We start from the raw sequence: 22,513 nt of genomic DNA, 5'->3' as shown, positions 1-22,513 counted from the left end.
GCCGGGTGGCGGCTGCGCCTTACCCGACCTGCAAAACCGAGAGCGTAGGCCGGGTAAGCGAAGCGCCATCCGGCAAACACCTCTCAATCCTCCTCCAGCAACCGCGCCCCCGTTCCCTGCTCGCCCAGCCTGTCACCCGGGTTACGTAGCGGACAATCGCTGCGTGATAAACACCCGCAACCAATGCAGCCGTCCAGCTCATCGCGCAGGGCCACCAGCGTGTGAATACGACGATCCAGCTCTTCTCGCCACTGGGACGACAGCTGCTTCCACTCCTTCGCGCTCAGCGAGTGCCCTTCCGGCAATACGCCGAACGCGTCACCGATGGTGGCCAGAGGAATGCCGATACGTTGCGCAATTTTGATGATCGCCACGTAGCGGAGCACATCGCGGGTATAGCGCCGCTGGTTTCCGGCGTTACGGATACTTTTTATTAACCCTTTGCTTTCATAGAAGTGGAGCGCCGACACCGCCACACCGCTTCGCTTAGCCACTTCACCGGGGGTTAACAGCGCTTTGATGCGCGGTAATCTCTTTTCCATAAAACCTCTTTACCTCAAGTTAACTTGAGGAATTATACTCCCCCGCAGAGAAAACGACGAATCAACCAGGACAGATGTCTCCACAGAGGGGTAACCTTATGTCGCATCAGCAAATTATTCAGACACTTATTGAATGGATTGATGAACATATCGACCAGCCGTTGAACATTGATGTGGTCGCTAAGAAGTCGGGCTATTTGAAATGGTATTTACAGAGAATGTTCCGCACCGTAATGCATCAAACGCTGGGTGATTACATTCGCCAGCGCAGGCTCCTGCTGGCGGCGCAGGCGTTACGCTCAACGCAGCGGCCCATTTTTGATATCGCAATGGATCTGGGCTATGTGTCGCAGCAGACCTTTTCCCGCGTCTTCCGCCGCGAGTTTGACCGTACGCCGAGCGACTACCGCCATCAGCTCAATTAATGCGTGTTAACGCAAGGGTTGCTGCTGCCAGGCCATAAATGCCTGGGGCGGCATCGCTTTCGCGAAGTGCCATCCCTGACAATACTGCACGCCACGCTTCAGCAACCAGCTCACCTGCTCCCCCGTCTCGACCCCTTCCGCAATGGTTTTCAGCCGCAGGCTTTGCGCCATCTCAATGATGTGCTCGGCAATCAGGTGGCTGGTGCTGTTGGTGGTTAAGGTATCGATAAAGGATTTGTCGATTTTCAGGATATCGACGTTCAGCGAATAGAGGTTATGCAGGTTAGAGTAGCCGGTTCCGAAATCATCAATCGCCACTTCATACCCCGCCTGGCGAAACGCCTGAATGACCGGCGTGGTTTTTGGCACGTCAATAAACCCCCGCTCCGTCACCTCAATTTTGATTTGCTGCGCGCGAACCGAGTAAAAGCGGGCTTTGTCGGAGATCAGGGCGATAAGACGCGAAGAGTGAAAATCCGACGCCGACAGGTTAATCGAGACATACAGACCGGGATGAGCGGCAAGAAAATGGCCCAGATCGCTGAACACCTCCTCCACGACGTAATCCGTAATGCGCTCAATCATCCCCTCTTTTTCTGCCAGGGGAATAAATTCCGCCGGGCTCATAACCTGACCGTTGAATCCAGGCCAGCGCAACAACGCCTCTGCCCCCACGCACTGGTTATTTTTAATATCAATAATGGGCTGATAATGGACGCACAGCTGGCGTTTATTCAGCGCCCGGTGCAGAAGTCGGCCAGGCGAATTGAATTCACGGTGTGTACGCGACCACACCAGCAGAATAATAATGCTGCAAATTATCCCCAGCGGTAGCGTCAGGGTGGCCTGATGATAAAGCGTTTTATAAAAACGGGCGCTGGAGGTTGAAACGATGGCCGCAATCGGCCGCTGCCCGGATTTCACGATCGTATAAAAACGGTCACCTTTCTGAAAAGTCGTTTCCTGATGTCGAAGCATCGAATGCAATAAAGAAATATTGGCTTTCTGGCTTACAGAAAAGAATGCATTGCTGACGGTGTCATACACCCCCCACGACAGGGAACGATCGTCTGACATCACCTCACTGTACGAAAGCGGGTTGACCACTGCGACATAATTTCCGCGCTGCATATATATCATTTTATAACCATCAAAAAATGGCGTATCGCGAAAATAATAGATAGCAACGTCGGGTTTACGTGTGTAATTGGCAGCGGGAATGGTGTAAGGATGATCCGGCGTAAAAAGGGTCGAGCAGAGAAACGACTGGCCTTCAGCATAAATTAAATCGGCAACAAAAAGACGACCGCGGGAAACGTTCAACATATATTGACGATGCTCCGGCGTACACACTTTTCCCTGATATTTTTCCGCGTCTTCCCGGGCCAGATCAACCTGTTGAATAACCCGTTCAGTTTTGTTTAAAGCAAGTTCAGCAAACGTGCGCAGCTGGGCGCTGATTTCCGACACGGCTCTAAGCTGGGCAAACCATAGCGCAAGCATCACCGGCAGCATAACTACCATGATAATCCCGACCACTTTGAGCATGTTGCGCAGCGCGCTACGATTCATTTCCCGCTCTGTATCCCTGCATGTTGTACGCCTGTAGCAATGAAGACCGGCTGCTTTGATAAACAGGTGATTACGTTGCATGAATCATGGGAAGTTAGCAACTGACTTTTGGTATTAAAAATCCTAAAATTCGTGATGCCGATAATATTTTCCCGTAAGCCAAACTAAAAGTATTCATTTCGTTTCTGATAAGGAAAATAATTACCCGCGACAGGTGTGGAAAATTCGCTGGCTGAAATAGCCTGCTCTTTGTTCTTATGCTGATTTATAAATAATCAGACGCCAGGACCGTTTTTCCTCTTCCCGTACGCTTGGCGTCATATAATGCCTTATCGGCACGCATCAGTATGGCAGAAGTATCCCGTTGCCCCTGACAGACTTCAACCACCCCGGCGCTGAAAGAGAGTACCAGCGTTTTATCGCCCACACGCAGCGGTTTTGAGATCAGCGCGGCACGCAGCCGGGAAGAGAGCAACGTAGCGGCCATACCATCCGTGTGCGCCAGCAGAAGAACAAACTCTTCGCCCCCTACCCGTCCCAGCGCCGACCCTGCCGGGCTCACCTCGCGAATACGGTCGCAAAAGTGGATCAATGCCGCATCGCCAACCTGATGTCCCCACCGATCGTTGATCTGCTTGAAATAATCGAGATCGAACATCAGGAGACAGAAGTGGCTACTGACATCCTGCGGCGAACTGGCTGCCAGCGCTATTTTGAGACGCTGTAAGATTGTCGAGCGATTCAGACAGCCCGTCAGATCGTCCGTGGTGGCTTTGACGGTCAGCTGCTGTTCTGCTTTTTTACGTTCGGTGATATCCAGGCCAATGTTGAGAATGGAGTTATCCGGCAAAAGGATGTTTGACCAGAGAATGGTTAACTGCGTCCCGTCTTTACGCACCGGGTGCCATTCGTACATATCCTTAAGTGGTGCGAAACGAACCGACTCCTGCACGCGCTGTCGCTCCTCAGGATCCGGGTAAAACAGGGCCAGCGGATCGGGATGCTCGCCGATTTCAGTCATACTCCAGCCAAAGACTTTTTCGCATTCGGCATTCCACAATACACACCGGTTATGCCTGTCAAAGGCGTTCATTAATACCGGAGCACGCTCAAATAAGGTTTTATATTGCGTGACGACGCGCTGCATTTCCTGCGCCGTTTTTTCCCGCACGATGATGTCATCAAAATAATCTTTTAGTTTCTCAACCAATACCACCACGATATTTTTCAATATCGGCAACGAGGTCAGTTTTTCATTAAAAGCCAAAAAGAAATAACCACTGCACTGTCTGCCATGCGCTGAGAATTTACACAGCACGCCGCTTTGCAGCCGCGCATAGCCTGGGTGCTGAGGGGAAAATACCGCCCGGCCAATATGCTCTTTCCAGTAGATAACCCGCCAGGCGCGGTGATGCCGCTGCAACAGGGTGCTGGCAAGAAAATCCGCCACGTTAAAGGCGTGACACGTCACGTCGCCGGCACAAACCACGCGCGGCCCGTCTGCGGATTCGACACTGACCCATGAGAGATTTGCCCCCAGTGCGCTGTTGATAATTTCCAGCATTTCAACCGGCGAACACTGCGCGTTGAGTTGCGGCATCAGCTTCGCCAGGGCATGCAGCGCCTGCATGCTGTCGTTAATAATCTCGCGTCTTTTTTCTTTCATTATCTTTTCGCAGGTCATTAATCGAGAGAGCAACCGCAATAATTCATATCTGAATAAAAGAATAAGACCACGAAATCAAAGAGCATGTCGAGTGTAAAACAAAGAATACAAAATCAAAAAAAGTCAATTAATTCAATGCGATGAATTATTTTTGCGGGTACATTTATTGTTCCACACAAGCATAATCCATAGATATACTGCTGTAAACGCTATACAGCCGATGGCGTTTTGCAAAGGTTTTACTATCTGGATGAAATAAAAATAAAAATTCCGACCAGACGTCGTTCTGAGCGACGACGATATATTTTCCCCGGCAATAATCCCACTTTTACCTCACGCGGATACTGGCGAATAAAACAGCAAATGTGATATAGTTCACACATCTTATGTAACGAGAAACATTGTTTCATTCCAGTTCGTCTGTTTTGTCGAGGATGGGTTTTATGGCAACCATTACCACCAGCATGGTGCTCCTGCGCTGGCCGTTGTTGAGCGCGGTTTTGATGTTCCTGGCCAGCACGTTAAACATTCAGTTTCGAAAGTCCGACTACGCAGGTCTTGCTGTGATTAGCACCCTGTTAGGGTTGGGCGCCGCATGCTGGTTCGCGACAGGTTTGCTTGGCATTACGCTGGTAGACATTGCCGCCGTCTGGGAAAACATTAAAGTGGTGATGGTTGAAGCCATGAGCCACACTCCGCCAGACTGGCCGATGGTGATTACCTGATAGCCTGTTATAAAAAAACCCAGACATTGTCTGGGTTTTTTGTTTTTCACGCGTCTGGATATCAGAACGGGATATCGTCGTCGAAATCCATTGGCGGTTCGTTAGACGGTGCCGGAGCAGACTGCTGCTGCGGACGGGACTGCGCGCCGCCGCTGAACTGGTTGCCGCCCTGAGGCTGCTGAGGCTGACCCCAACCACCCTGCTGCTGATTCTGACCGCCACCTGCCGGTGCGCCACCGCCCTGACGGCCACCCAGCATTTGCATGGTGCCGCCCACATTCACCACCACTTCCGTGGTGTACTTCTCAGCGCCGGATTGGTCGGTCCATTTGCGGGTACGCAGCTGGCCTTCGATATAGACCTGAGAACCTTTACGCAGATACTCACCGGCCACTTCGGCCAGTTTGCCAAACAGCACAACGCGGTGCCATTCGGTCTGCTCTTTCATTTCTCCGGTCGCTTTATCACGCCAGGATTCGGAAGTAGCCAGCGTAATGTTGGCAACTGCGCCACCACTCGGCATGTAGCGTACTTCCGGGTCCTGGCCCAGATTACCGACGAGAATCACCTTGTTTACGCCTCTGCTGGCCATGTTCGTGTCTCCTGAATACGTTTCTTAATAGTGTAAACGCGCGAGTGTACCATTTCCATGCTGCACTTTGATAGTTGCGTAGCACGTTCCAGAGTTCTCCCGCGAACTCGACATTGTTACACAGTGAATCAGAAAATGCATTCCAATACTGTATATTCAAACAGGTCATTTTGTGTCATAATTAGCCGTTTCTGACAGCCGTTTGTCCTTCAAACAAATCAGGCAATCCGTGTTCCAACCGGGAAAGGTGAATGGATAAGATCGAAGTTCGGGGCGCCCGCACCCATAATCTCAAGAATATCAACCTCATAATCCCTCGCGACAAACTCATCGTCGTGACCGGGCTTTCGGGGTCTGGCAAATCCTCACTGGCTTTCGACACTTTGTATGCCGAAGGACAGCGTCGTTACGTTGAATCGCTCTCGGCGTACGCGCGTCAGTTCCTGTCGCTGATGGAAAAACCGGATGTCGACCACATTGAAGGGTTGTCCCCTGCTATCTCCATTGAGCAGAAATCCACATCGCATAACCCGCGCTCCACGGTCGGTACCATTACCGAAATCCATGACTACCTGCGTCTGCTGTATGCGCGCGTGGGCGAGCCACGCTGCCCGGATCACGATGTTCCGCTGGCGGCACAAACCGTGAGCCAGATGGTGGATAACGTGCTGTCGCAGCCGGAAGGCAAACGCCTGATGCTGCTGGCGCCAATCATTAAAGAGCGTAAGGGCGAACACACTAAAACTCTGGAAAACCTGGCAAGCCAGGGCTATATCCGCGCCCGTATCGACGGTGAAGTGTGTGACCTGTCGGATCCGCCAAAGCTGGAGCTGCAAAAGAAACACACCATCGAAGTGGTGATTGACCGCTTTAAGGTACGTGAAGATCTCGCCACGCGTCTGGCGGAGTCCTTTGAAACGGCGCTGGAACTGTCGGGCGGCACGGCCGTGGTCTCCGATATGGACGACCCGAAAGCGGAAGAGCTGCTCTTCTCCGCCAACTTCGCCTGCCCGATTTGCGGCTACAGCATGCGCGAGCTGGAACCGCGCCTGTTCTCGTTCAACAACCCGGCGGGCGCGTGCCCGACCTGTGACGGCCTGGGCGTTCAGCAGTATTTCGACCCGGACCGTGTGATCCAAAACCCGGAACTGTCGCTGGCGGGTGGCGCTATTCGCGGCTGGGATAAGCGTAATTTTTACTACTTCCAGATGCTGAAATCGCTGGCTGAGCACTATAAGTTCGACGTTGAAGCCCCGTGGGCCAGCCTGAGCGCGAACGTACATAAAGTGATCCTGTTCGGTTCCGGCAAAGAGAATATTGAGTTCAAGTACATGAACGATCGCGGTGACACTTCCGTGCGTCGCCACCCGTTCGAAGGGGTGTTGCACAACATGGAGCGCCGCTACAAAGAGACCGAATCCAGCGCGGTGCGTGAGGAGCTGGCGAAGTTCATCAGCAACCGCTCCTGCGCCACCTGCGAGGGTACACGTCTGCGTCGCGAAGCGCGTCACGTGTTTGTCGAAAACACGGCGCTGCCGACCATCTCAGACATGAGCATCGGCCACGCGATGGACTTCTTCAACAACCTGAAGCTCTCCGGTCAGCGCGCGAAAATCGCTGAAAAAGTGCTGAAAGAGATCGGCGATCGCCTCAAGTTCCTCGTGAACGTCGGTCTGAACTACCTGACGCTTTCCCGCTCGGCTGAAACGCTGTCCGGCGGTGAAGCCCAGCGTATCCGCCTGGCGAGCCAGATTGGCGCGGGCTTAGTCGGCGTGATGTACGTGCTGGATGAGCCGTCTATCGGCCTGCACCAGCGCGACAACGAACGCCTGCTCGGCACGCTGGTTCACCTGCGTAACCTCGGCAACACGGTAATCGTGGTCGAGCACGACGAAGATGCGATCCGCGCCGCGGACCACGTGATCGACATCGGCCCGGGCGCAGGCGTACACGGCGGCCAGGTGGTCGCGGAAGGGACGCTGAAAGACATCATGGCGGTGCCTGAATCGCTGACCGGCCAGTACATGAGCGGCAAGCGCAAAATTGAAGTGCCGAAACAGCGCGTGGCGGCGAACCCGGAAAAAGTGCTGAAGCTGACCGGCGCGCGCGGCAACAACCTGAAGGACGTGACCCTGACGCTGCCTGTCGGGCTGTTTACCTGCATCACCGGCGTGTCCGGTTCCGGTAAATCGACGCTGATCAACGATACGCTGTTCCCGATTGCGCAGACGGCGCTGAACGGCGCGACGCTGGCCGAGCCTGCGCCGTACCGCGACATTCAGGGGCTGGAGCATTTCGACAAGGTTATCGACATCGATCAGAGCCCGATTGGCCGTACGCCGCGTTCCAACCCGGCGACCTATACCGGCGTCTTTACGCCCGTACGTGAACTCTTTGCCGGCGTGCCGGAAGCGCGTTCACGCGGCTATACGCCAGGCCGTTTCAGCTTTAACGTGCGCGGCGGCCGCTGTGAAGCGTGCCAGGGCGACGGCGTAATCAAGGTTGAGATGCACTTCCTGCCGGATATCTACGTGCCGTGCGACCAGTGCAAAGGTAAGCGTTATAACCGCGAAACGCTGGAGATTAAGTACAAAGGCAAGACCATCCACGAAGTGCTGGATATGACCATCGAAGAGGCGCGCGAGTTCTTTGACGCCGTCCCTGCGCTGGCGCGTAAGCTGCAAACCCTCATGGATGTGGGTCTGACCTATATTCGTCTGGGGCAGTCAGCGACAACGCTGTCCGGCGGTGAAGCGCAGCGCGTGAAGCTGGCGCGTGAGCTGTCCAAACGCGGTACCGGTCAGACGCTGTATATTCTGGATGAGCCGACCACCGGCCTGCACTTTGCGGATATCCAGCAGCTGCTGGACGTGCTGCACCAGCTGCGCGATCAGGGCAACACCATCGTGGTGATTGAGCACAACCTGGACGTGATTAAAACCGCTGACTGGATTGTCGATCTCGGCCCGGAAGGCGGCAGCGGCGGCGGTGAAATCCTCGTCTCCGGTACGCCAGAGACCGTTGCAGAGTGCGAAGCCTCGCACACCGCGCGCTTCCTCAAACCGTTGCTGTAATCGTCACATGGAGAGCTGCTGTCGGATCGTTTCCGGCAGCAGTTCAACCGCCTGTAGATACGACGCATCCACCAGGTAGTAAATTTGCGAATCTGGTAGCGAGCCGTCGAGAAACACCGTACTCCAGTGCGCTTTATTCAGATGCTTACTTGGCCTGACATCATCGTGCTGCTGGCGCAGTAAGTCGGCCAGTTCCGGACTGGTTTTCAGTGATGCCGCAGGCCGCGCATCCACCTCTTTCACCATCGCGAACAGCACATCACCCACTTTGATCTGCGTGGCTTTCCAGTCGCTGTGAACGCTTTGTTCCGCACCCGGCTTGCTCATGCAGTACTGAAGTATCTCCGAAATTGTCATCTTTATTCCCCTTGTAGCGTTGCGATAATTTTACGCGAACCACCGTGAATGCGATGTTCTCCCAGCCAGATCCCCTGCCACGTTCCCAGCAGTAGCCGTCCGTTGTGGACCGGCAGCATCAACGAGACGCCCAGCAGGGAGGATTTAATATGCGAAGGCATATCGTCCGCCCCCTCATAGTCATGCTCATAAGGCGCGTTATCCGGGACGCTCTTCAGAAAATGGTGCTCCATGTCGGACCGGACGGTGGGATCGCAATTTTCATTGAGCGTGAGAGAGGCGGACGTGTGCTGAAGCAGCAGATGCAGCAAACCCGTTTTGACGCGCGACAGGTCGCGGATTTGCCCGATGACTTCGTCCGTCACAAGGTGAAATCCGCGTGGTTTTGCGCTTAAGGTCAGGGTCTGTTGATACCACATGTGCTGCTCCATTATGAAAGGTGAATCTTTCTAAGTGTGCAGCAAGAAAGCGAAAGGTAAAACCCGCGCAGCGAGATTTGCTTAAAAAAGCATTCACCCCGCCGTTAATACATCAGTATTCAGAGTTAACGATCACCTCTTCACCAAATTTTCCGGCCATCGGCAGCGGTCGGTAGGTGGAGTTCGAGGCGCGTAGCACCCTGATGCCTCTGGCTCCCACGTCTTGCGCCGCGGTGATGTCGTTATCTGAATCCCCGTAGAACACTTTGATATTTTTCTTTTCCAGCCACTGGGTTTTGGTGTTTTGCCCTTCCTGGTCCCCGGCAAAAATGACCGGGTTCATGCTGGCCGCCGGGATCAGGAAATCATCCTGTAGCGTTTTCGAGACGGTTTCGGTTTTGGTCTGGCTACGTCCGGTCACGAAGTAAATGCTGTCGCCGCGCTTTACGTGCATGGCGATCAGCGCGCGGGCAACCTCTTTCGGGATACTGAACTCATCCCAGCCGTTGTTCATCTTTTCCCAGAATTCCGGGTTTTTCAGATAGGCTTCGCTGTCCGGGGAGTACGTTTTTTTGCCGCGCCAGAAACCGGGGCTGGAGAAGAGAACGGTATCGTCAATATCGAAGCCCACGGCTATCGGCGGGCGACCCGTCAGGCTATTTTCGATTTGTGCCACTGAAACCCAGTGAATGGGGGCCTGTTCGGCAAGAATGGCGGCGGTAGTGCCGGTGTAAAGCGGCGTGGGTGCAGAAGCCCGTGCAACAACGGCGCTATTAAGCGAGAACAATAAGCAGGCGGCGCTGAGCGCCAGTGTGATCTTGCGCATATTTTCCCCTGAATATTCAGTTTGTTATCTTTTTATTTTGAGCGGATGGTCAAAAAACTATCCGACCATAACCCCAGCGGTAGGGGAAGGAAAGGAGTTTTTACTTATGGAGCTGAATAAAAAGAAGACGATCACAAAGCGCAGAAGAAACGTGTAGGTCCGGGAAGCGAAGCGCCACCGGGCAATGACTGGCACCGGCGCGAACAAAAAAGCCGGGTGGCGGCTACGCCTTGCCCGGCCTACATACAGTATGCAAGCAAGTGAATGCTTACATTACGGATGCAAACGCCTGCGCCACGCGCTGGACGTTGCTGGCATTCAGACCCGCCACGCACATACGGCCGCTGGCGATCAGGTAGACACCGAACTCTACGCGCAGGCGATCGACCTGCGCTGCGCTCAGTCCGGTGTAGCTGAACATCCCGCGTTGCTTGAGAAGATAATCAAAGTTATGCCCAGGCACGGCCTCTTTCAGGACGTTAACCAGCTCCTGACGCATCGACAGGATGCGCTTACGCATCGCTTCGACTTCCGCAAGCCAGGACGCTTTCAGCGTTTCGTCACCGAGAACTGTCGCCACCACCTGTGCACCAAAGTTCGGCGGGCTGGAGTAGATCCGGCGGACCGTCGCTTTCAGCTGACCGAGTACGCGTCCCGCGGCTTCGGCGTCTTCACACACCACGGACAGGCCGCCAACGCGCTCGCCGTACAGGGAGAAGATTTTTGAGAACGAGTTGCTGACCAGAGCGGGAAGCCCCGCGCTGGCAATCGCGCGAATGGCATAGGCGTCTTCCTCCATGCCCGCGCCAAAGCCCTGATAGGCGATGTCGAGGAACGGGATCAGGTTACGCGCCTTCAGTATCTCGATCACCGCATCCCACTGGGCATTGGTGAGGTCCGCACCGGTCGGATTATGGCAGCACGGATGCAGCAATACGATACTGCGCTCCGGCAGGGTGTTCAGTTTTTCCAGCAGCGCATCAACGCGCACGCCGTTGGTTTCGCTGTCGAACCACGGATAGGTCGCCACCTTAAAGCCCGCGCCCTCGAAGATCGCAACGTGGTTTTCCCACGTCGGGTCGCTGACCCACACGCCGGAATCCGGGAAGTACTTTTTCAGGAAATCTGCGCCTACCTTCAGCGCACCCGAGCCACCCAGCGTCTGGATAGTCGCCACGCGCTTTTGCGCGAGCACCGCGTGGTCCGCACCAAACAGCAGCGGCGCGATAGTGTTGCGGTAGGTGTTTAATCCTTCCATCGGCAGATAAAGCGAAGCACCGTGCGGGGTTGCGTTCAGACGCGCTTCAGCTTCGGCAACGGCTTTCAACTGAGGAATGATGCCGTCTTCGTTGTAGTAAAGACCAATGCTGAGGTTCACTTTGTCGCTGCGAGGATCTTCTTTGAAACGCTCCATCAAGGAGAGGATAGGGTCGCCGGCGTAGGCGTCTACTTTCTGAAACACGCGATGTTCTCCGGATTATTATGAGGCAGGGCATTCAACAATAAACCGGAAGCGGAAGAAGATCGAGGGGATGTTAACAGAAGCGGGATGCATCGCATCCCGCTCATGCTTAGTCGACGTATTTCATTGCGACCCTTGAGGTAAGGCGCGTGATAAGTTCGTAAGCACTCACTTTTGTTATTTCAGCAATACGCTCTACCGGCAGGCCTTCACCCCACATCACCGCATCGTCCCCCGCTTTATCCTGCGCGTCGGGCCCAAGATCAACACAAATCATGTCCATCGCCACGCGACCGACAATCTTGACTTCGCGTCCATTGACCAGCACCGGCGTCCCCGTTGGCGCGGCGCGGGGATAGCCGTCGCCGTAGCCCATCGCCACCACGCCAAGACGCGTGTCGTGCTCGCTGGTCCAGGTGCCGCCGTAACCCACCGGCTCTCCCGCTTTGTGCTCACGCACGGCAATCAGCTTTGAAACCAGCGACATAACCGGCTTAAAGCCAAAGTCCGGCCCCCAGGGTTTGTTCTCCAGCGGCGAAACGCCATAAAGAATGATGCCCGGACGCGCCCAGTCGAAGTGCGACTGCGGCCATAGCAGGATCCCGCCGGACGCCGCAATGGAACGCATCCCCGGTTTGCCTTCGCAGAAGGTGTTGAAGATATCAAGCTGCTGTTCCGTTGCGCCGCATTCAGGCTCATCGGCGCGGGCAAAGTGGCTGACGATATTCACTGGCTGACGCATATTTTTGCACTGACTCAGACGCTGATAAAACGCCTCCGCGCTTTCCGGCCGCACGCCCAGACGGTGCATGCCCGTGTCGAGCTTCATCCAGACGGTGACCGGCTCGCTCAGTTCAGCCGTTTCCAGCGCGGCCAGCTGTTCTTCGTTATGCACCGCCGTGTGCAGGTGCTGATCGGCAATGGTCGGCAGGTCCGAGGCTTCAAAAAAGCCTTCCAGGAGCAGAATCGGTTGCGTAATTCCACCTGCGCGCAGGCGGAGAGCTTCTTCGAGACGGGCGACGCCAAAAGCGTCGGCATCGGGGAGCGTTCGCGCGGTCTCAAGAAGACCGTGTCCGTAAGCGTTCGCTTTCACGACTGCAACGAGCTGACTGGCGGGCGCCAGTTCTCGCAGACGTTGCAGGTTGTGTCGCAGAGCGCGGCGGTTAATAACAACAGTTGCCGCTTGCATTTGAATTCCTTAGAAATTACTCATCATCATATTGAGGACCGGCATAGTTGTCGAAACGCGACCACTGGCCGTTAAAGGTCAGACGTACCGTACCGATGGGGCCGTTACGTTGCTTACCAATAATAATTTCGGCGATCCCTTTCAGATCGCTGTTCTCGTGATAAACCTCATCACGGTAGATGAACATGATTAAGTCGGCATCCTGCTCGATGGAGCCGGATTCACGCAGGTCGGAGTTGACCGGGCGCTTGTCTGCACGTTGTTCCAGAGAGCGGTTAAGCTGCGATAGCGCCACCACCGGCACGTGCAGCTCTTTGGCTAACGCCTTGAGCGAGCGGGAAATCTCGGCAATCTCCAGCGTACGGTTGTCGGAAAGCGACGGAACGCGCATCAGCTGAAGGTAGTCGATCATGATGAGGCCGATGCCACCGTGTTCACGGGCGATACGGCGCGCGCGGGAACGTACTTCCGTCGGCGTCAGGCCGGAGGAGTCATCGATATAGATGTTCCGTTTTTCCAGCAAAATCCCCATGGTACCGGAGATCCGCGCCCAGTCCTCATCGTCCAGCTGACCGGTACGGATGCGGGTCTGATCCACACGCGACAGGGACGCCAGAGAACGCATCATGATCTGTTCAGAGGGCATCTCAAGACTGAAGATAAGCACCGGCTTATCCTGCAACATCGCCGCGTTTTCGACGAGGTTCATCGCAAATGTCGTTTTACCCATCGACGGACGCGCCGCGACGATAATCAAATCCGATGGCTGAAGACCTGCCGTTTTCTTGTTGAGATCGTCATAACCGGTGTTCACCCCCGTCACGCCATCGTGCGGCTGCTGGAAAAGCTGCTCAATACGCGCAACCGTGGCGTCGAGCACATCGGCGATATTTTTCGGGCCTTCGTCTTTGTTCGCACGGCTTTCGGCGATTTTAAAGACGCGGGATTCCGCCAGGTCGAGCAGATCTTCGCTGGTGCGCCCCTGGGGATCGAAACCGGCCTCGGCGATCTCATTCGCCACCGAGATCATCTCGCGGACAACGGCACGTTCACGAACGATATCAGCGTAAGCGCTGATGTTCGCGGCACTTGGCGTGTTTTTTGACAGTTCTGCCAGATAGGCAAATCCGCCGACGCTGTCGAGCTGTCCCAGACGCTCCAGCGATTCTGCGAGCGTAATCAGGTCGATAGGGCTGCCCGACTCCTGCAAACGCGCCATTTCCGTAAAAATATGGCGGTGCGGGCGGGTATAGAAGTCTTCCGCGACAACACGCTCGGCGACGTCGTCCCAGCGTTCGTTATCCAGCATTAAACCGCCCAACACCGACTGTTCCGCTTCAATCGAGTGCGGCGGGACTTTTAACCCGGCGACCTGATAATCACGCTCACGAGGTTCAGTCTGTTTGTTGAAGGGTTTGTTTCCTGCCATAGTGAATGGAGTTACCGAGATAAAGAGTGGGTCGAAAGATTACCACATTCTGGAGGAAGCATGGCAACACGTATTGAATTTCACAAGCATGGTGGCCCTGACGTACTCAAAGCGGTGGAATTTACCCCCGCTGCGCCTGGCGAGAACGAAATCCAGGTGGAAAACAAAGCGATCGGCATTAACTACATCGATACCTATATTCGCGGCGGCCTCTATCCGCCTCCGTCGATGCCGAGCGGACTGGGCACCGAGGCGGCCGGTATCGTCAGCAAAGTGGGCAGCGCGGTTAAGCACATTAAGGAAGGCGATCGCGTGGTGTACGCGCAGTCGGCGCTGGGCGCTTACAGCTCCATCCATAACGTTCCGGCCGAGAAAGCGGCGCTTCTGCCAAATGCGATCGGCTTCGAGCAGGCTGCCGCCTCATTCCTGAAAGGGCTGACGGTCTATTATCTGCTGCGCAAAACCTACGAAATTAAGCCTGACGAGCAATTCCTGTTTCACGCAGCCGCAGGTGGCGTGGGGCTGATTGCCTGCCAGTGGGCGAAAGCCCTGGGCGCGAAGCTGATCGGCACCACAGGCAGCGCGCAAAAAGCGCAGCGCGCGCTGGACGCGGGCGCATGGCAGGTGATCAACTACCGGGAAGAGAGCATCGTTGAGCGGCTGAAAGAGATCACTGGCGGCAAAAAGGTCCGCGTGGTGTATGACTCGGTGGGGAAAGACACCTGGGAATCTTCGCTGGACTGCCTGCAACGTCGCGGGCTGATGGTGAGCTTCGGTAACGCCTCCGGGGCAGTCACCGGCGTCAACCTGGGCATTCTGAATCAGAAAGGGTCGCTATACGTCACTCGCCCTTCCCTGCAAGGTTACATCACCAACCGGGAAGAACTTGAGGAAGCCAGCAACGAGCTGTTCTCGCTGATCGCCAGTGGGGTAATTAAAGTGGATGTGGCAGAGGCGCAGAAATATCCGCTGACCGATGCGCAGCGCGCGCATGAGGTGCTGGAGAGCCGGGCAACGCAGGGATCAAGTCTGTTAATTCCCTGAGCCATAAAAAGAAATTGGGCTTCCCGTGGGAAGCCCTTTCTTTTTTTAGTTCGGCTGTATGTAGGGTACAGCTCGATGAATTCTTTAGCGACAGCCATAGTGACAGATTCGATAAGTAAATCCTATTCTGTTCTAAGGATTGCTGCCGGAAAAGTTGCAGGTATGTGACGTACCCCTCAATACCTTAGTAACGGAAGCGGTTATTACGCTGATAAGTGGGCAGTTTTGGTGATTTAATCGCCCGTATCGCCCATACCACCGCAATCGCCAGAAGTAACCACGGCAAGAGTTTAATCGTCAGGGCAAATAAACCGCCGACAAACATCACCACCGTGGCCACGACGAGCGCGGCCAGGATACCGAGCAGCGATACGCCCGTGACCATCAGCATGATAAAGAAGCCAATCACAAAAAGTAGTTCCAGCATGGTGCTCTCCCACGAGTTCCCGAATGATGCTGCGATCGTTACAAGAAACATGCCAAAAATAAGTCGTTGTTCTGAAAGCAAAACGCCCCGCAATGTGTTGCAGGGCGTGGCGTATTTGACCATCTTTTAGCGAAATTTAACGTTTATCCGCAACCAGACGCAGCGCGTGTTCAAGGACCTCAATATCCGCACCGGCCTTATGCGCGTTTTCGCTGAGATAACGACGCCACTGCCGCGCGCCAGGAATGCCCTGGAACAGGCCAAGCATATGGCGGGTAATGTGGCCCAGATACGTACCATGACTCAGCTCGCGCTCAATGTACGGATACATGGCGCGCACTACTGCCACGGGATCGGTGTCAGCACCGTCAACGCCAAAGATTTCCCGGTCAACCGTCGCCAGAATACCCGGATTCTGATACGCCTCGCGTCCGACCATCACGCCATCCATATGTTCGAGATGCGCTTTGGCCTCGTCCAGCGACGTTATACCGCCGTTGATCGACATGGTCAGGTGCGGGAAGTCGCGTTTTAGCTGGTACACGCGCGGGTAGTCCAGCGGCGGGATCTCGCGGTTTTCTTTCGGGCTGAGGCCAGAGAGCCAGGCTTTACGGGCGTGGATGATAAACATCTCGCATTCACCCTTCCCTGATACGGTGTTGATGAAATCACACAGAAACTCGTAGCTGTCCTGGTCGTCTATGCCGATACGGGTTTTGACCGTAACCGGGATAGAGACAACGTCGCGCATCGCTTTGATACAGTCCGCCACCAGATGTGCATTACCCATCAGACACGCGCCGAACATACCGTTTTGCACACGGTCGGACGGGCAACCGACGTTGAGGTTAATCTCGTCATAGCCGCGTTCTTCAGCCAGCTTCGCGCACTGCGCCAGCGCAGCCGGATCGCTGCCACCCAGTTGCAGCGCAACCGGATGCTCCTCTTCGCTGTACGCCAGATAATCGCCCTTGCCGTGAATAATTGCGCCGGTAGTGACCATTTCGGTGTACAGCAGCGTATGGCGGGAGAGCTGACGCAGGAAATAGCGGCAGTGTCTGTCCGTCCAGTCGAGCATTGGCGCAATGGAGAAACGGTGTGCAGGGAAAGCGGTCTGGAGTTCTGACGACATGGCGAAGTTTTAAGCATCTGGTGGAAAAGGGGCGCTACTATAGCACAAAGAAAAGCCGGAGGCGCAGCGCCTCCGGTGTACTTTAGAACGTCATGCTCAACTGTGCCCCTGCACCCCATGTCTCGTCTTCGCCATAAAGCCCCATCAGGTCAACGTGGACGGAGTTGAACGGCGCGAAACCGACACCGCCGGTAAAGACGTTGCTGTCGTTCCCTTTCATATCCGCACGATAACCGGCGCGTACTGCCAGCCAGCTCAGCGGCGTGACTTCGGCACCAACGCCAACGTACTGGGAGGTGTCTTCGCTTTTAAAGCCCTTGGTTTCGGTCAGATCGCCGTCTGCGGTCAGCGTGACCAGATCGTTGTGCCAGGCGGCCCCGGCAGTGACCAGCGGACGGATCTGATAAGTGTCTTTATAACTCACCACCTCTCCCGTACGCCCGTTGCGGATGCGGATATCTTTGGTATCGATATCGCGCGACATCAGGTTTTGCCCGCTCACGCCGACCGTCCAGTTTTCACCGAAATCAGCAGCAATACCGGCATCGACGTTGAAGCCAGTGTCGTCGGTACGGTAGCGGCTGTCGTTCCACTTATTACTGTCGTAATCGTAGATTGAAGTGGTGTAGTTATAGAGCCAGGTTTTTTGCAGCTTCGGCGTGACGCCAACGGAAACCGGAACGCCGCCAAGATCGAACTGACGGGCCACCGCAATACCGTAGTCGGACACAATCGCCGCCCGACCAGACGCCGTAGAGTTAAGGTTTTTGGTGATCTGATCGGTACCGTTTAGCGCGGCATCCAGCGCCACACCGGCAGCCACCGCATCGCTTCGTTGTATACCGCGCAGATAATCAATGTCCTGCTGATCGATTGAAGAGCTGACCCGGCCATGGGCATAGCCTTTTGCCATAAAGGCCACGGAAAGAATATCGTTAGGGATACTGACGGCAATCCCCGCCCCTGCGGTGGCGTGTGCGGTCTTGCCTTTCAGGTAGTCCAGTTCATCAGCGAGATCTTTCGCTGCGCCCTGGAACTGATTGATCGAACCTAATGGATTGGTGATAACTTCAATGGGGGTCAGACTATCAACCACATCCTTGTAATGATTGATTTTGTCGTTAATGGTATCAATCTCGTCCTGAAGATTGTCTTCATCGGTCACCTGCACGCCAACGGACGGCAAAATGACCGTCACATCATCCTCTGGCTTAGATTTTGCCAGTAACGCGGGGTTGATTAACGCCCCGCTGCCATAGCTCCCTGCCGCGACACCCGTTCCGCCCATTGCGTCGCTACGCGCTTCCGTCCAGGTATTGGCTGCTCCCGCCTGATTTGCCATAAAAAAGGAGACAGCGATGCTAACCATCGAAAATTTAAAATGTTTTTTCACAGTGTGCTCGTAAATAGTTTGTTATTAGTTAACCCTGTCTGTTATCACCCAAACAGGAACGAACTATTGCTGTGAATAAGTGCAAAAAGACCCGCTATTTCCTTAAGTTAAATTCCATCCCGGCCTGTTGTAATATGTGACGACCATCAATATTTATAGAAGAGGAAATTATTTTCGCCCAGGTTTTCCATCGTGCGGCCCAAAAAACTGAGGCGGATGGTCGACCCAGCGGTCTTCGCGCGTCGCGGCATACACCGGATTGAGCGGATAGTAGATGCGGTTATGTTTTTTATTGGCCTCACCCACCACCAGTAAGCGCACCTCTTCATCGGTATTGTTGATAAAGGTGTGACACACGCCCGTCCCGGCTGGAAATCCCACGCTGTCTCCGGGGTCGAGCTTCCATAAATAGCCATTGATCCAGGCCTCAGGGTAACCCTCCAGAACGTAAACAAACTCCTCTTCGTCGCTTTCCGCATGCGGATAAGACGTACGGCGTCCGGGTGGCAGCCGTTCATGGTGAATACCAATGCGGCCGAGACCCAGCCTGCGGGCCAGCGGCGCGCCAACAGAAAAACGTTCGTTACTGTCAGGATACGTTGCGTCATCAGCGCCTTCCACGTCCCGCCAGTGCCGAATACAGTCAGGTCTTTTCATTTTGCGATCTCCTGATTTGCGATGCGTCAGGTATAGCACAGCCTGGCGGATCTCGGTGTTTTTAGCAGAACATGATAAAGTGAATGTTTTCACCCCTTACCATATCCGAGGTGCCCGATGGACAAGTCCACAAAAGAGCTGTTAGCGCAAGCTGAAAAGCTGTGCGCGCAACGCAATGTGCGCCTGACCCCGCAGCGCCTTGAGGTACTGCGTCTGATGAGCCTGCAACAGGGCGCCATCAGCGCCTACGATCTGCTCGATCTGCTGCGTGAAAGCGAGCCGCAGGCAAAACCGCCGACCGTTTATCGGGCGCTGGATTTTCTGCTGGAGCAAGGGTTTGTGCATAAAGTGGAATCAACAAACAGCTATGTGCTGTGCCATCTTTTTGACCAGCCAACTCACACGTCCGCCATGTTTATCTGCGATCGCTGTGGTGTGGTGAAGGAAGAGTGTGCGGAAGGTGTGGAAGATATTATGCATACGCTGGCAGCCAGAATGGGCTTTGCGCTGCGCCATAACGTGATTGAAGCCCACGGCTTATGTTCTGCCTGCGTGGAGGTGGAGTCATGCCGCCATCAGGATGCCTGTCAGCACGATCACTCTATCCTGGTGAAGAAAAAGCCGCGTTAAAGCCGAAGAAAAAGGCGGCTCAGGGCCGCCCTTGGGGATAGTGCCGGTTACCAGCGGTAGTCGTTACGGGTTTCCCAGTCTTTGACTTCATTTTCCGCCTGATCTTTTTCGTAACCGTAGCGCTCCTGGATTTTACCTACCAGCTGATCGCGCTTACCTTCAATGACGGTCATATCGTCATCTGTCAGCTTACCCCACTGTTCTTTCGCTTTACCTTTGAATTGCTTCCAGTTGCCGCCGATTTCGTCTTTATTCATAATCGTGTCCTCGTGTTAAGCGTCTATGAGTATCGTCCGCTTCGTTCTTTTCTGCTGGACGTGATTATTATTGTAGTTAAGGATTCGGCAGTTGTTTTTATATTCGGAATCTTTAACCGTTACGATATATCGTGCGGGGCTGGAAACCAGGTATTGTTTCGCCAGTGACGATGCCAGATAACGGCCAGCGAAAGGCCACGCAGTGAGAGAAACACCGCCAGCGCCAGCCACAGACCATGATTGCCGAGATACGGCAGGGTTAGCAGCGTCAGGCCGAACCCCGCCGCCGCGACGGCCATGCTGTTGCGCATCTCCGCCCCTCGCGTCGCACCAATAAACATGCCGTCCAGCAAATAGCACCACACGCCCACCACCGGTAATACTACCTGCCAGAGGATGTAGCGATCGGCCAGCTCACGTAGCGCGGGCAACGAGGTGAGTAACGCGACAATATGCCCACCAAAACAGGCGTATACCAGAGCAAAGACCAGCGCCACCAGGCCCGCCTGACGACAGGCAGCACGCCAGACTTCGCGTAACTGGCCGCTTTCACGCGCGCCATAGGCCTGCCCTGAATGCGCCTCCACGGCGTAAGCAAAACCATCCAGCGCGTAAGCGGTAAAGGTCAGTAATGTCATAAGCACTGCGTTGACGGCAACGATCTCAGGCCCAAGACGCGCACCAAAAACGGTTAATGCACCAAAGCAGAGTTGCAGCAGAAGCGAACGGAGCATGATGTCGCGATTAAGCGCCAGCAGCTTACGAATGTTGCCGCGCCAGGCCGATTTCAGCAGATCCAGGGTGATACCGCGCATCGCCAGCACGCGCCAGACCATCCCCAAACCGATCAGCAGCGTACCGTACTCGGCAATCGCCGTGGCCAGCGCCGCGCCCCGGACGTTCATGTGCAGCCCCATCACCAGCCAGAGATCGAGCACAATGTTAAGCAGGTTGCCCACCACCAGTAGGATCACCGGCGCGCGGGCGTACTGCACGCCCAGCAGCCAGCCCAGCAGGACCAGGTTTGCCAGTGAAGCGGGCGCGCTGAGCCAGCGAATTTCGAGGAACCGCCGGGCCTGTTCCAGTACGGCATCGCTGCCGCCTACAATATGGAGCGCAAGATCAATCAGCGGCGTACGCAACAGAACGATTAACGCGCCGGCACCGAATGCCAGAATGAGCGGCTGAACCAGCGCACGCGCCAGACGCAGGGGATCTTTTGCACCATACGCCTGGGCCGTCAGGCCTGTCGTACTCATGCGCAGAAAAAGCAGCAGCATAAAGAGGAAGCTGGTCGCCGTTGCGCCGATCGCGACGCCGCCAAGATAATTCGGCGAATCGAGATGCCCGATAACCGCCGTATCCACCAGCCCCAGCAGAGGAACGGTAATATTGGAAAAAATCATCGGTAGCGCAAGACGCCACAACGCCTTATCGGCAGAAGTTAGCAATGCCATGGAAATTACCGGAATCAGAAAACAGGCCAGGCTGTAGAGGAACTACAGCCTGTCAGGAAGAGATTACAGCCATTCACCGTTGCGGATAACGCCGACCGCCAGCCCTTCAATAGAGAAGCTCTGCTCGCGGAGATCCACCACAATCGGGGAGAATTCATTGTTTTCAGGCAGAAGCTGCACGGTATTGCCTTGTTTTTTCAGGCGCTTAACCGTCACTTCATCATCAATGCGCGCCACCACGACTTGCCCGTTACGCACATCCTGCGTTTTGTGTACCGCCAGCAGATCGCCATCCAGAATACCGATATCTTTCATGGACATTCCGCTAACGCGCAGCAGGAAATCGGCGCTCGGCTTGAACATGCCTGGGTCAACCTGATAGTGCCCTTCGATGTGCTGCTGCGCCAGCAGAGGTTCACCTGCGGCAACGCGGCCCACCAGTGGAATACCGCTCTCTTCTTCCACAAGCAGACGAATGCCGCGTGAGGCGCCGGAAACAATCTCAATCACGCCCTTACGCGCCAGCGCTTTAAGGTGCTCTTCGGCAGCATTAGGAGAACGGAAGCCCAGACGCTGCGCAATTTCTGCACGCGTGGGTGGCATACCCGTCTGGCCGATATGATCCCGAATGAGATCAAACACCTCTTGCTGCCTGGTCGTTAACGCTTTCATACCGCCCCCTGGGTGTATATACAGTTATGCTGTGAGTATATACAGTCAAAGGCGATTTTGGAACCAAAAACTGCACAAAAAACCAGGGACTTAATTATTCCTCGAGGCTCATCGGAAATGCGACCAAAGCAGCGTGACCCAGGTGATCGCCGCAGTGATAATCGCCAGCAGTACGGCAGCGGAACCCATGTCTTTCGCCCGGCCAGACAGTTCATGGAATTCCGACCCGATTCGGTCAACAACGGCCTCAATAGCGCTATTCAGAATTTCCACTATCATCACCAGAAGGACAGATCCGATGAGCAGTACGCGGGTGATAGCATCAACATCAAGGAAGCAGGCGATGACAACGGCAACGATTGCGGCAACCGCTTCCTGGCGGAAAGCGGCTTCATTAACCCATGCCGCGCGGAAACCTTTCCATGAATAACCGGCAGCTTTAATGATTCGAGTTAACCCAGTGGTATTATTGGCCATTAAAAGAACCTTTTATGATAAATAGCGTCTGTAACTAAAGCCGCAGCGCGTTTTGCTGCAACCTGAAGTATGACGGGTAACAACAGAAA

The 22,513-nt window shown here is 54.8% G+C and carries 23 protein-coding genes; 5 read left to right on the top strand and 18 right to left on the bottom strand.

Annotation, left to right across the window (positions count from 1 at the left end; translation table 11 throughout):
* Positions 1-83: 83 nt before the first annotated feature.
* Positions 84-542 carry a redox-sensitive transcriptional activator SoxR gene (gene soxR / locus SK62_RS21515; RefSeq protein ID WP_003860275.1) on the bottom strand — a complete coding sequence of 153 codons (459 nt, stop codon included), beginning with the start codon at positions 540-542 and terminating at the stop codon, positions 84-86.
* A gap of 98 nt (positions 543-640) precedes the next feature.
* On the opposite strand from soxR, the gene soxS reads away from it, so the two are divergent.
* On the top strand, positions 641-967 hold the full coding sequence (soxS, locus tag SK62_RS21510; protein WP_048249880.1) for a superoxide response transcriptional regulator SoxS: 327 nt from the start codon (positions 641-643) through the stop codon (positions 965-967).
* 6 nt (positions 968-973) lie between these two features.
* On the opposite strand, the gene SK62_RS21505 is transcribed toward soxS, so the two are convergent.
* Both SK62_RS21505 and SK62_RS21500 read right to left on the bottom strand, forming a co-directional pair.
* On the bottom strand, positions 974-2,539 hold the full coding sequence (locus SK62_RS21505; protein ID WP_039272016.1) for an EAL domain-containing protein: 1,566 nt from the start codon (positions 2,537-2,539) through the stop codon (positions 974-976).
* Between the two features lie 265 nt (positions 2,540-2,804).
* Positions 2,805-4,205 (bottom strand): sensor domain-containing diguanylate cyclase, encoded by a 1,401-nt coding sequence (locus SK62_RS21500; protein WP_032103688.1) that lies wholly within the window; start codon positions 4,203-4,205, stop codon positions 2,805-2,807.
* 443 nt (positions 4,206-4,648) lie between these two features.
* Between SK62_RS21500 and SK62_RS21495 the strand changes: the two genes are divergently transcribed.
* Positions 4,649-4,930 carry a YjcB family protein gene (locus SK62_RS21495; RefSeq protein ID WP_003860282.1) on the top strand — a complete coding sequence of 94 codons (282 nt, stop codon included), beginning with the start codon at positions 4,649-4,651 and terminating at the stop codon, positions 4,928-4,930.
* Between the two features lie 61 nt (positions 4,931-4,991).
* Here the strand turns inward: SK62_RS21495 and ssb1 are convergent, their stop codons facing one another.
* Positions 4,992-5,522 carry a single-stranded DNA-binding protein SSB1 gene (gene ssb1 / locus SK62_RS21490; protein WP_006177466.1) on the bottom strand — a complete coding sequence of 177 codons (531 nt, stop codon included), beginning with the start codon at positions 5,520-5,522 and terminating at the stop codon, positions 4,992-4,994.
* 251 nt (positions 5,523-5,773) lie between these two features.
* On the opposite strand from ssb1, the gene uvrA reads away from it, so the two are divergent.
* The gene (gene uvrA / locus SK62_RS21485; protein ID WP_015570187.1) at positions 5,774-8,596 is read left to right on the top strand and encodes an excinuclease ABC subunit UvrA; all 2,823 of its coding nucleotides are present in this window, start codon (positions 5,774-5,776) and stop codon (positions 8,594-8,596) included.
* Between the two features lie 3 nt (positions 8,597-8,599).
* On the opposite strand, the gene SK62_RS21480 is transcribed toward uvrA, so the two are convergent.
* From SK62_RS21480 to dnaB, 6 genes are all read right to left on the bottom strand, one after another.
* Entirely contained in the window at positions 8,600-8,953 is a 354-nt protein-coding gene (locus SK62_RS21480) for an MmcQ/YjbR family DNA-binding protein (RefSeq protein ID WP_047718422.1), read from the bottom strand.
* A 2-nt stretch (positions 8,954-8,955) separates the two neighbouring features.
* Entirely contained in the window at positions 8,956-9,372 is a 417-nt protein-coding gene (locus SK62_RS21475) for a secondary thiamine-phosphate synthase enzyme YjbQ (RefSeq protein WP_047718423.1), read from the bottom strand.
* Positions 9,373-9,484: 112 nt separating this feature from the next.
* On the bottom strand, positions 9,485-10,198 hold the full coding sequence (aphA, locus tag SK62_RS21470; RefSeq protein ID WP_017382626.1) for an acid phosphatase AphA: 714 nt from the start codon (positions 10,196-10,198) through the stop codon (positions 9,485-9,487).
* Positions 10,199-10,466: 268 nt separating this feature from the next.
* The gene (gene tyrB, locus SK62_RS21465) at positions 10,467-11,660 is read right to left on the bottom strand and encodes an aromatic amino acid transaminase (protein WP_047718426.1); all 1,194 of its coding nucleotides are present in this window, start codon (positions 11,658-11,660) and stop codon (positions 10,467-10,469) included.
* 109 nt (positions 11,661-11,769) lie between these two features.
* Positions 11,770-12,849, bottom strand: coding sequence for an alanine racemase (gene alr / locus SK62_RS21460; protein ID WP_048249878.1), 1,080 nt, complete (start codon positions 12,847-12,849; stop codon positions 11,770-11,772).
* Positions 12,850-12,865: 16 nt separating this feature from the next.
* Complete coding sequence (dnaB, locus tag SK62_RS21455) at positions 12,866-14,278, bottom strand: replicative DNA helicase (RefSeq protein WP_003860298.1); 1,413 nt, start codon at positions 14,276-14,278, stop codon at positions 12,866-12,868.
* 60 nt (positions 14,279-14,338) lie between these two features.
* Between dnaB and SK62_RS21450 the strand changes: the two genes are divergently transcribed.
* Complete coding sequence (locus tag SK62_RS21450; RefSeq protein ID WP_003860300.1) at positions 14,339-15,322, top strand: quinone oxidoreductase; 984 nt, start codon at positions 14,339-14,341, stop codon at positions 15,320-15,322.
* A 184-nt stretch (positions 15,323-15,506) separates the two neighbouring features.
* On the opposite strand, the gene pspG is transcribed toward SK62_RS21450, so the two are convergent.
* The 4 genes from pspG to SK62_RS21430 all read right to left on the bottom strand — a co-directional run bounded on the left by pspG (position 15,507) and on the right by SK62_RS21430 (position 18,931).
* Positions 15,507-15,749, bottom strand: coding sequence for an envelope stress response protein PspG (gene pspG / locus SK62_RS21445; protein WP_017382623.1), 243 nt, complete (start codon positions 15,747-15,749; stop codon positions 15,507-15,509).
* Positions 15,750-15,885: 136 nt separating this feature from the next.
* Positions 15,886-16,881: a tRNA dihydrouridine(20/20a) synthase DusA gene (gene dusA / locus SK62_RS21440; protein ID WP_023295762.1), complete on the bottom strand. Its 996-nt coding sequence runs from the start codon at positions 16,879-16,881 to the stop codon at positions 15,886-15,888.
* A gap of 82 nt (positions 16,882-16,963) precedes the next feature.
* Complete coding sequence (gene traF / locus SK62_RS21435) at positions 16,964-18,250, bottom strand: conjugal transfer protein TraF (protein WP_198920890.1); 1,287 nt, start codon at positions 18,248-18,250, stop codon at positions 16,964-16,966.
* 192 nt (positions 18,251-18,442) lie between these two features.
* On the bottom strand, positions 18,443-18,931 hold the full coding sequence (locus tag SK62_RS21430; protein ID WP_047718427.1) for a cupin domain-containing protein: 489 nt from the start codon (positions 18,929-18,931) through the stop codon (positions 18,443-18,445).
* 117 nt (positions 18,932-19,048) lie between these two features.
* On the opposite strand from SK62_RS21430, the gene zur reads away from it, so the two are divergent.
* The gene (gene zur, locus SK62_RS21425; RefSeq protein WP_006810484.1) at positions 19,049-19,561 is read left to right on the top strand and encodes a zinc uptake transcriptional repressor Zur; all 513 of its coding nucleotides are present in this window, start codon (positions 19,049-19,051) and stop codon (positions 19,559-19,561) included.
* A 47-nt stretch (positions 19,562-19,608) separates the two neighbouring features.
* Here zur and SK62_RS21420 read toward each other — a convergent pair whose 3' ends face one another.
* The 4 genes from SK62_RS21420 to SK62_RS21405 all read right to left on the bottom strand — a co-directional run bounded on the left by SK62_RS21420 (position 19,609) and on the right by SK62_RS21405 (position 22,424).
* Positions 19,609-19,818: a CsbD family protein gene (locus tag SK62_RS21420; protein WP_003860314.1), complete on the bottom strand. Its 210-nt coding sequence runs from the start codon at positions 19,816-19,818 to the stop codon at positions 19,609-19,611.
* Between the two features lie 119 nt (positions 19,819-19,937).
* Complete coding sequence (gene dinF, locus SK62_RS21415) at positions 19,938-21,275, bottom strand: MATE family efflux transporter DinF (RefSeq protein ID WP_032620641.1); 1,338 nt, start codon at positions 21,273-21,275, stop codon at positions 19,938-19,940.
* A 63-nt stretch (positions 21,276-21,338) separates the two neighbouring features.
* Positions 21,339-21,947 carry a transcriptional repressor LexA gene (gene lexA, locus SK62_RS21410; RefSeq protein ID WP_003860318.1) on the bottom strand — a complete coding sequence of 203 codons (609 nt, stop codon included), beginning with the start codon at positions 21,945-21,947 and terminating at the stop codon, positions 21,339-21,341.
* Between the two features lie 108 nt (positions 21,948-22,055).
* A complete protein-coding gene (locus tag SK62_RS21405; RefSeq protein WP_017382619.1) occupies positions 22,056-22,424 on the bottom strand; it encodes a diacylglycerol kinase in 369 nt (122 codons plus the stop codon).
* Between the last annotated feature and the right edge of the window lie 89 nt (positions 22,425-22,513).

The organism is Enterobacter sp. BIDMC109, assembly GCF_001037885.1.
Taxonomy (GTDB): Bacteria; Pseudomonadota; Gammaproteobacteria; order Enterobacterales; family Enterobacteriaceae; genus Enterobacter; species Enterobacter hormaechei_C.
Note: the sequence above shows the minus strand (reverse complement) of the source record. Positions and strands in the feature narration are given on the sequence as shown.